This window comes from Staphylococcus sp. HMSC034C12, assembly GCF_001835895.1.
In the GTDB taxonomy this organism is placed as follows: domain Bacteria; phylum Bacillota; class Bacilli; order Staphylococcales; family Staphylococcaceae; genus Staphylococcus; species Staphylococcus hominis.
Genome location: NZ_KV826307.1, coordinates 187,659 through 196,494, shown reverse-complemented (window position 1 = coordinate 196,494; position 8,836 = coordinate 187,659). Strand labels below are relative to the sequence as shown.

The following is an 8,836-nucleotide window of genomic DNA, read 5'->3' as shown; positions in this document are numbered from 1 at the left end:
GTTGACGCACTTTGTGAATTAGCTGTACTTGTTGGATCAGTTACATTAACTTTTTGACCATTAAAGAAGTTTGTCCCACCTGTCACAGATGTAGAGTATGGGTTAAATGTAAAAGAAGTGTCTCCACTAGAATTGATAGGAACTGTCCAAGTTGTGGTTAAACCATATCCTTGTTTAGCTTGGAATCCATTCATTTGGTAGCCGTTTGCCCAAGAATATCCACTACCCTGTTTGTTTATATTAGTTGTGTTTGCTTTTGGATTACTAAGTTGAGCACCTGTTGAATCGGTAATATAACTTGTCGCTGTTGAAGGTGTTCCATATGCACTACCTAGTGTAAACATCGTTTGATAAGTTGTTCCTGTGTTGTATATTGCGTAACTATTAGACAATGCTGTAGGTATTTCAACCGTCTTAGTAGCAGGATTATCATAAGTAACTGTATACGTAAACGTCATAGACGTTCCATTATTTACAGTTGTTAATTTATAATAAATTGGAATATTATAATTTGTATCAGTCCCTGCACCTGTATAAGTATTTGTAGTTGAAGTTGCTGCTGCTGCTGCGAATGTTGTTGTTGCCAATCTACTAAATGTTCTAAGTTCTAGTGGTGCTGTACTTGTAGATGTACTTGTTGAATCGCTCACTAATAATGTAGAACCTAAATCTGTACTTATCTGACTTTCTGAAGTACTCGTTAACTGTGACGTCGTTGAATGAGTAGAAACTGTTGAACCACTATTACTGTCTGATGTAGAATTTGATGACGTTATACTATTGGATTCTGTCGAATTTTTTCTTATTTGATTATCTTTTGTACTCGTTGACGTATTGCTATTATCACTGGTTGAAGTACTACCTTTTTGACTATCAGTAGATGTAGTGTTGGCTTGACTATTAGTATCTTTCTCTGAAGTAGCGCTATTATTACTTGTTGAATTATTAGTAATTGATGAACTTGAAGCTTTAGTATCAGAATTTGACATCGAGCTATCTTGCTTTTCAGAATTTGATGTAGATTTATCTGACGTTGAATCTGTACTTGTGTGACTATCTGTTGTAGATGATGAAGTACTTTTTTCTGTTGAATCTGTACTTGTTTGACTATCTGTTATAGATGATGAAGCACTTTTTTCTGTTGAATTTGTACTAGATGTAGCATCTTGAGAGGTACTTGTTTGACTTGAAATAGGCTCAGTTGTTGAGGTTTCAGAGTTTGTAACTGTGGTTGAGTTTTGATTTGCAACTGTTTCACTATTAGATGCAATTTCTGAAGTCATAGGTGTTTCTGAGGCTGCAAAAGCATGATGATCATTTAACATTGCAAATGTAAATGCACCCCCGACGAGTCCCGTAGTCTTCAATGCTTGTGTTTTTAAGTTATGCTGGGTTGATTTTGGCAAATCATTTGTCTTTTCAACATCTTTATCAAAAAATGATAAACCTAAACTTCTTAATAATTGAAGTTCTCTAATACCTGCTTTAACCCAATGTTTCCCTGATTTGTAAAGTTTAACTCTAGCTTTTTCTTCCCCAAAAGAACGTTTAAAATCTCTTTCTTTTTTTGACATAATATTCTCCTATATTTCTAATTAATTTGGTTCTAACTAACTTTTTTACATCAATATATTTTTAATCATTATACTACTATTTATAAATATATACCAACATAAATAAATGTATTTTAAAAAACTTTACAATTTAAATATATATACTTAAAATTTTACTCTATTTATTAAAAACATATAAATTTATAACTATTTCGAATTGCATACATATTCCAATCTTTGAAAGTAAGATAATTGAGATTATATTTATTATAACTATAATTAAAAACGTTTTTTAATACGAAGAAACGCATTAACATTTATAATTCCTTTACTAGATTATACCAAGTTACATTTGCATGAATAGAATTTGATAATCCTTCATTAATATATCCATGCGATTCATAAAAACTTACTAAAGTATCGCGACAAGTGAGAGTGACTCCGAAACGTGCATGTTGCCTTGCTATATTCTCAAAATAATTTAACAGTTGTCCTGCAATGCCTTGATGTTGAAAATCTTTCGCTACAACTAAACCGAGTACACTTAAATAACCACCTATATTGGGGTTAGGTCTAATCGATGCAAATAAATCATCTGTAATACACTTATTCGAAATAACTGGACCATTAATATAACCAACGATTTTATTGTTTTCTTCTGCAACAATAAACGTATCCGGAATGATTTCAATACGCTGTTTTAAAGCTTTAGTTGTTGCTGCTTCTTCTTTAGTAAACCCTTCATTTTCTAATTGAATTAAACGTTTTAAATCATCTGCCACTACATTTCGAAAATTCATCTTCTACATCCTTTCAATGTCATAATATAGTTTTATTTAATAGCGATTTATCCTATCAACTTTTAAGTGTATGACAAATCTGTCATATAGATGATAGGAAATATTAAGGTTGTTTTTTTACGAATATGTTAGTTTATAAATGTACATAGTTATGATTATTTTTGAAAAATAAAATCATTATCTTTATGTATATAGAATGATCATTACTAAGAACTAACTACCTTTGACTATACATCATTTTAAATAGGTATTTGGTACAACACTTATAGCATCTTCATTTATTTTTTCTCAAGGTCACGCATTTACATCCTAGCAGAATATTGATTAACAATATAATGATCATATACCTCATCAGTCTATTGCTTCAGAAAACGATACTAATTAATCATGACCAAAACGAATGACTCATTACACCTAGAAATGATTACAACATAGATCAAGGTATTAACTATAATATTAATAGTATTCTCGTCATCCTTTAGAATCAACACACACGTTTTTATCATGTTTCAGCGCCACAGTGAAATCTATCTGAAGACAAAGTATCGGTTTCAATGATCTTGTAGAGGAAAATGGATGAAGTAAAGACACCTTAGAGAATAATGACAACGATTTTAATAGTTCTGTTGAAAAACAGAGCTAAATGAAACAGCGAACAACGACGACTCCACCTCATGACACTAAATTAAATGCTATTCAAACAACACGTTACTCTGACAACACGACTTATGTATCGAATCACACATCAATGAACAACCGCATTATTTAAAAACAGAACCTACACTTAGTTATCATCATTCACTATCCTTAAATAATGCTACATATTCTTTAGTAATGCCCCTTACTAAAAAATATGACACTAATACTTCAAAATATAATTATTTTAGCATATTCACTCTTATACTAACCTTAGAAGTATTAGTTTTAAACGCGTTATTCCTAAAAAACATTAACTGTATTTTTCTAAGTATCTGTTACTAATACTGTAACAACATTTCTTTCATGCATAGCAAAAGAGCTATTGTCCAGTTTTCTAAGTCCTGGCAATAGCTCTATTTATTTATAAAAACGTTCAAATTATGTCTTCTATTACACAATACGTTTACGAATAGCTCCCGAGATAAAGTCAACAATGGCTACCATAATAACTAATCCGATTAATATAATACCTACGCGATCCCATGAACGTGTTTGAAGTGCAAAGATAAGTGGTGTACCAATACCACCAGCACCGATTAAACCTAAAATAGATGCTGAACGTAAGTTTAATTCAAAACGATATAAAATAAGGGATAAGAATGAAGGTAAAATTTGAGGAATCACCGCAAATACAAGTGTTTTAGTTTTATTCGCACCACTTGCTTTTAAAGCCTCGGCTGAAGAGAAGTCTAAACTTTCAATATCCTCTATAAATAATTTACCTAACATCCCTACTGAATGAATACCTAATGCAAGTACCCCTGAAAATGAACCAGGACCTACTGCTTTTATAAAAATTAACGCCATAACAATTTCAGGGAATACACGAATGACACTAAGAATGAATTTAGTAATCCCTGTGACTGGTCGAACTTTTACTAAATTACGTGCACCTAAAAATGCGAATGGTATACAAATTACTGCTGCGATAAATGTACCAATAACAGCAATGGCAAACGTTTCAAGTAAACCACGAAGTAAGTCTTCTCCAGCTGGAATATAAACGTAATCCCAATCGGGGTGGAATAATCCATTAAAAATAGATTTAAGAATTTCAATTGATTTAGATTTTAATTCTAAAGCAGGCATACCTGCAAAACCCCAAACAATGATAGCTAAAACAACAATGGCAATAAGCCAATGTTTAATCATTCTTTGTTTGTGTTCCTTTGATCTCACTGGATATTTCTTTTCTAACTGATGCTGTTCTTGTGTCATGCGAGTTTTTCCCTCACTTTCGAGCTGACATAGTCAATAATGACAACAATGACTAAAGTGAACAGAATAATCATCGCTGTTTTTGGATATTGGAATAATCCTAAAGTTGAGTCGTAGAATAAACCGATACCACCAGCACCTACTAATCCAAGAACTGCTGAGGCACGAATATTAATCTCAAATGCAAATAATACATATGATAAAAATGTAGACATTGTCTGTGGAACTACTCCAAACATAATCCATTTTGTTTTATTTGCACCTACGGCCGTCATCGCTTCCATTGGACCTGGATCAATTGTTTCAAGCGATTCATAGAACAATTTCGCAATAACACATATTGTTAAAATAAATAATGCCAATACCCCTGGAATTTGTCCGATACCAAAAACTGCAACAAAGACAGCAGCTAATAATAAATCAGGAATGGTACGTACAATATTTAAAATAAAACGTGATGGAATCGTAATCCACTTTGTTTTTACAATATTACTAGCACAGAGCAATGCAACTGGAATTGATACGATGGAGCCTAAGAATGTCCCTACAATCGCCATGCGAATTGTGTCTAACATAGGTTTGGTAATAGTATTTAAATAACTCCAATCTGGTGGAACCATTTGCCCAAAGAAAGAACCGATTTGTGGAATCCCTACCATTAAGTCACTAAAGCTAAAGCCCGTATATAAAAAACTCCACACGACGAGCGCAATCACTAAAAATAGAGTTAAACTAGTTTTGAAAGAGAATTTCTTATTTAAATATTGATCATATTTACTTGTAGTAGGTGTTGCCATATTACTCCACCCCTAGCTTCTCATCGTCATTAAGTTTACGGCCATAAATTTCATTAAATACATCTTCATTCGCTTCACTTGCCGGACCATCATAAACCAGTTCTCCTGCACGTAAACCAATAATACGTGTGCCATATTCTAATGCTAAATCAACAAAGTGTAGGTTAATTAAAATGGTAATACCTAACTCTTCATTGATTTTTTTCAAGTCATCCATAACTTGTTTAGTAGTGAGTGGGTCTAAAGATGCAACAGGCTCATCTGCTAAAATAATCGCTGGCTCTTGCGCTAAGGCACGTGCAATTGAAATACGTTGCTGTTGACCTCCAGACAGTTCATCTGAACGTTGGTCATATTTATCCAAAATATTCACACGTTCTAACGCATCCATTGCTTTAATTTTGTCTTCTTTTGGAAATAATCCTAATATCATTTTCCAAGTTGGATGATAACCGACACGACCACTTAATACATTTCTCAACACAGTAGATCGTTTGACTAAATTAAAATGTTGGAAAATCATTCCTATATTACGACGCATCATTAATAATTCTTTACCTTTAGCTTTAGTAATCGATTTACCTTCAATTGTAATATCTCCTGAAGTAATATCATGTAGACGATTGACAGATCTTAATAAAGTAGATTTCCCTGCACCTGATAAACCTACGATAACAGCAAAGTCACCTTTTTCAATGTTTAAATTGATATCTTTTAACCCCACATGACCATTAGGATAAATCTTGCTCACATTTTTAAACTCTATCTGACTCATGTATGTTTACACCCTTCTTTTTAATACAGAGAAAGAGGTCGGGACAAGATCATAAGAAATGATATATGCATTTCTTATATGACTCAATTGTCCTAGCCTCTTCTCTTTATCACTTATTTAGTTCTATCTATGTGAAAATTATTTCATATCTTGAACTTCTTTTTCATATTTTCTTACGATATCGAAGTCTGAGTCTTTAGCATCTGTATAGCCTTCGTGAGAGTATACTTCACTAATAATTTTATGTCCTTCTTTTGTTTTAGAGATGTCTTTAAATGCTTTTTTAAGTTTATCTTGGAAGTCTTTGTTCATATCAGGACGAACTGAAATCGTATCGTTAGGAATTGGTTTTGTTAGTTTAAGAATTTTAGTATCTTTAAATACGTTGGGTTGATCTTTTTTAACAATGTTACGTGCATCTTGGAATACAGCTGCAGCGTCAACATCGCCATTTAATAATGAAATCACAGCTTGGTCATGACCTTTCATGTTTACGATTTTCATATCTTTAGTAGCGTCAATACCAGTATCTTTTTTAATTGTTGCAATTGGGAATGTGTAACCTGCTGTTGAAGTTACATCTTGTAATGCGATTTTTTTACCTTTTAAATCTTTTAAGCTATTAATACCTGAATTTTTTTTAACTAAGATTTCTGATTTATAATCTTTTACAAGTTTTTTATTACTAGAACCATCTTCATTCACACCATAACGTTGTGCTTGTAATAATAAATCAGCTGCTTTTTGATCATGTGCTAACGTGTAAGCAGTTGGTGGTAAGAAACCAACATCTACTTTTTTAGATTTCATTGCTTCAACAATTGTATTGTAATTTGTTGATACAGAAACTTTTACTGGAATACCTAATTTCTTAGATAATAATTTTTCAAGCGGTTTTGCTTTTGCTTCAAGTGTATCTGCATTTTGTGATGGTACGAATTGTACAGTTAATTCTTTAGGTGTGTAGCCATCTTTACTTGAACTTGATCCACCATCCGAATTACTACTTTTATTATTGTCTAACGAGCTATTATTTCCACATGCTGCTGCAAAAATAATAACTGATAGCGCTAATACTAAAAGGTACTTCAATTGCTTCATAACATATTGCCCCCGTTCGCTATGTATACATTCATGTAATTTGTCAACGCATTTCATTTGACAATATTAAGAGTAGCACAATATTAACCAAAATAACATTTATTATGTGTGAATTTTTTATAGAATTGTTTTACACTGTTAAAGAATTGTAAAATTTATTTAAACATTCTCTAAATAATCTATTATCAACTTATTTTTTTATTATACTTTTTCTATAAATCATTTAAAAATATATTTGGGAGATAAAAATATGAAATGGATAAAAGTATTAAGTAGTACTATTTTAGCTTCAGCAATTACATTATCTACAACGCCAATCAGTCACGCTGCACCAAATCAAACTACCACTCAAACTGTCGCTTTTGACGCTTCACACGGCCAAACGGCAGGAGCTGCTGATTGGGTCATTGACGGTGGTTTTTCCGATTATGCTGATTCAATGCGTCAACAAGGATATACTGTGAAACAAATCGATGGAGAATCTAATATTACACCTAATACACTACGTGGTACCAATATTCTCGTTCTTCCAGAAGCCAATATTCCTTTTAAAAAGAGAGAACAACAAGCTATGCTTAATTTTGTTGAAAAAGGTGGCAATATCATCTTTATCTCTGATCATTATAATGCAGACAGAAACTTAAATCGTTTCGATTCTTCAGAAGTGATGAATGGTTATCGTCGTGGTGCATATCAAGATATCACCAAAGATTTAACAAATGAGGAAAAACATGCTAAAGCTATGCGCAATGTTAAAAGTTCAGATTGGCTTTCTGAACACTTCGGTGTACGTTTTCGTTACAACGCTTTAGGTGATTTAAACACTCAAAATATTGTATCATCTAGTGACAGCTTTGGTATTACTGAAGGTGTACATTCTGTATCAATGCATGCTGGTTCAACTCTTGCCATTACAGATCCTACAAAAGCAAAAGGTATTATTTTCTTACCAGACCATTTATCTCAAAAACAATGTTGGTCTCATGCAGTCGATCAAGGTATTTACAATGGCGGTGGTATAGTAGAAGGCCCTTATGTTGCTATCTCAAAAGTAGGCAAAGGAAAAGCAGCCTTCATTGGAGATTCATCATTAGTCGAAGATAGTACACCTAAATATGTACGTGAAGATAATGGAAGAACTAAGAAAACGTATGATGGGTTTAAAGAACAAGATAATAGTAAATTACTTGAAAATATTACAACTTGGTTTGGAAAAAAAGATAATACACCGAATTTAAAAGAAACAGGTATTAAGTTAGATCAACCTACGCCACTTCTTAATTTCGAACAACCACAACATTCAACTGAACCTGAAAAAGAACCATGGTCACAACCTCCAACTGGTTATAAATGGTACGATCGTTCAACATTTAAACTAGGTAGTTATGGCAGTACATCATCACAACTAAATAGTAATCATAAAAATCATGGTAGCCATAATGGTAATAACAAAGCGAATAGTACAGAAGATAATACGACTGAAAATAATCATTCACAAGAGGATACAAATACATCACAGTCTTCTCAAGATACAACTACTTCTAATTCAATGATTTCTAGCAATAATATTCAATTCCATTTACCAGATAATGTATCAGTAAATCAACCATTTAATATTCAAGTTGAATTAACAAACATGGCTAAAAACACAACTATTGATCATTTAAAATTAGGTGTTTATCAAGATGGTGGTAGACAGCTTGCAAGTTTTTCTCAAGATGGGCAAAATTATGATACGGTAGGCTATAGTCAAGAACAAAGTGTAACCACTGACGACCAAGGTAACGCAACGTTAACTTTTACAGCTAAAACATCTGAATCTATTTCAGGTGCGAATATTCGTTTAAAACAAGGTAGTAAAACACTTGCTACAGGTTCAATTCAATAATTTAT

The 8,836-nt window shown here is 32.5% G+C and carries 7 protein-coding genes; 1 reads left to right on the top strand and 6 read right to left on the bottom strand.

The genetic code is table 11. From position 1 onward, the window contains the following. The 6 genes from HMPREF2629_RS01895 to HMPREF2629_RS01870 form a co-directional block, all read right to left on the bottom strand. The coding region (locus tag HMPREF2629_RS01895) for a KxYKxGKxW signal peptide domain-containing protein (protein ID WP_176744014.1) at positions 1-1,574 on the bottom strand (1,574 nt) is incomplete at its 3' end. Positions 1,575-1,870: 296 nt separating this feature from the next. Beyond that, a complete protein-coding gene (locus HMPREF2629_RS01890) occupies positions 1,871-2,353 on the bottom strand; it encodes a GNAT family N-acetyltransferase (protein WP_070582748.1) in 483 nt (160 codons plus the stop codon). A 1,089-nt stretch (positions 2,354-3,442) separates the two neighbouring features. Further along, positions 3,443-4,270, bottom strand: a complete 828-nt coding sequence (gene phnE / locus HMPREF2629_RS01885) for a phosphonate ABC transporter, permease protein PhnE (RefSeq protein ID WP_070436787.1) — start codon at positions 4,268-4,270, stop codon at positions 3,443-3,445. Beyond that, entirely contained in the window at positions 4,267-5,067 is an 801-nt protein-coding gene (phnE, locus tag HMPREF2629_RS01880) for a phosphonate ABC transporter, permease protein PhnE (RefSeq protein ID WP_002449275.1), read from the bottom strand. Before phnE (HMPREF2629_RS01880) ends, phnE (HMPREF2629_RS01885) begins: the two co-directional genes overlap by 4 nt. A 1-nt stretch (position 5,068) precedes the next feature. Further along, the gene (phnC, locus tag HMPREF2629_RS01875) at positions 5,069-5,842 is read right to left on the bottom strand and encodes a phosphonate ABC transporter ATP-binding protein (protein WP_002449541.1); all 774 of its coding nucleotides are present in this window, start codon (positions 5,840-5,842) and stop codon (positions 5,069-5,071) included. A gap of 138 nt (positions 5,843-5,980) precedes the next feature. After that, a complete protein-coding gene (locus tag HMPREF2629_RS01870) occupies positions 5,981-6,943 on the bottom strand; it encodes a phosphate/phosphite/phosphonate ABC transporter substrate-binding protein (protein WP_054105640.1) in 963 nt (320 codons plus the stop codon). A gap of 250 nt (positions 6,944-7,193) precedes the next feature. Here HMPREF2629_RS01870 and HMPREF2629_RS01865 point away from each other — a divergent pair, with 250 nt between their 5' ends. Then, entirely contained in the window at positions 7,194-8,831 is a 1,638-nt protein-coding gene (locus HMPREF2629_RS01865) for a motility-associated ABC transporter substrate-binding family protein (protein WP_070813108.1), read from the top strand. The last annotated feature ends 5 nt before the right edge of the window (positions 8,832-8,836 follow it).

Bases quoted from the DNA above. Each gene is read 5' to 3' on its own strand.
- HMPREF2629_RS01890 (WP_070582748.1), bottom strand. From the start codon at position 2,353: ATGAATTTTCGAAATGTAGTGGCAGATGATTTAAAACGTTTAATTCAA.
- phnE (WP_070436787.1), bottom strand. From the start codon at position 4,270: ATGACACAAGAACAGCATCAGTTAGAAAAGAAATATCCAGTGAGATCA.
- phnE (WP_002449275.1), bottom strand. From the start codon at position 5,067: ATGGCAACACCTACTACAAGTAAATATGATCAATATTTAAATAAGAAA.
- phnC (WP_002449541.1), bottom strand. From the start codon at position 5,842: ATGAGTCAGATAGAGTTTAAAAATGTGAGCAAGATTTATCCTAATGGT.
- HMPREF2629_RS01870 (WP_054105640.1), bottom strand. From the start codon at position 6,943: ATGAAGCAATTGAAGTACCTTTTAGTATTAGCGCTATCAGTTATTATT.
- HMPREF2629_RS01865 (WP_070813108.1), top strand. From the start codon at position 7,194: ATGAAATGGATAAAAGTATTAAGTAGTACTATTTTAGCTTCAGCAATT.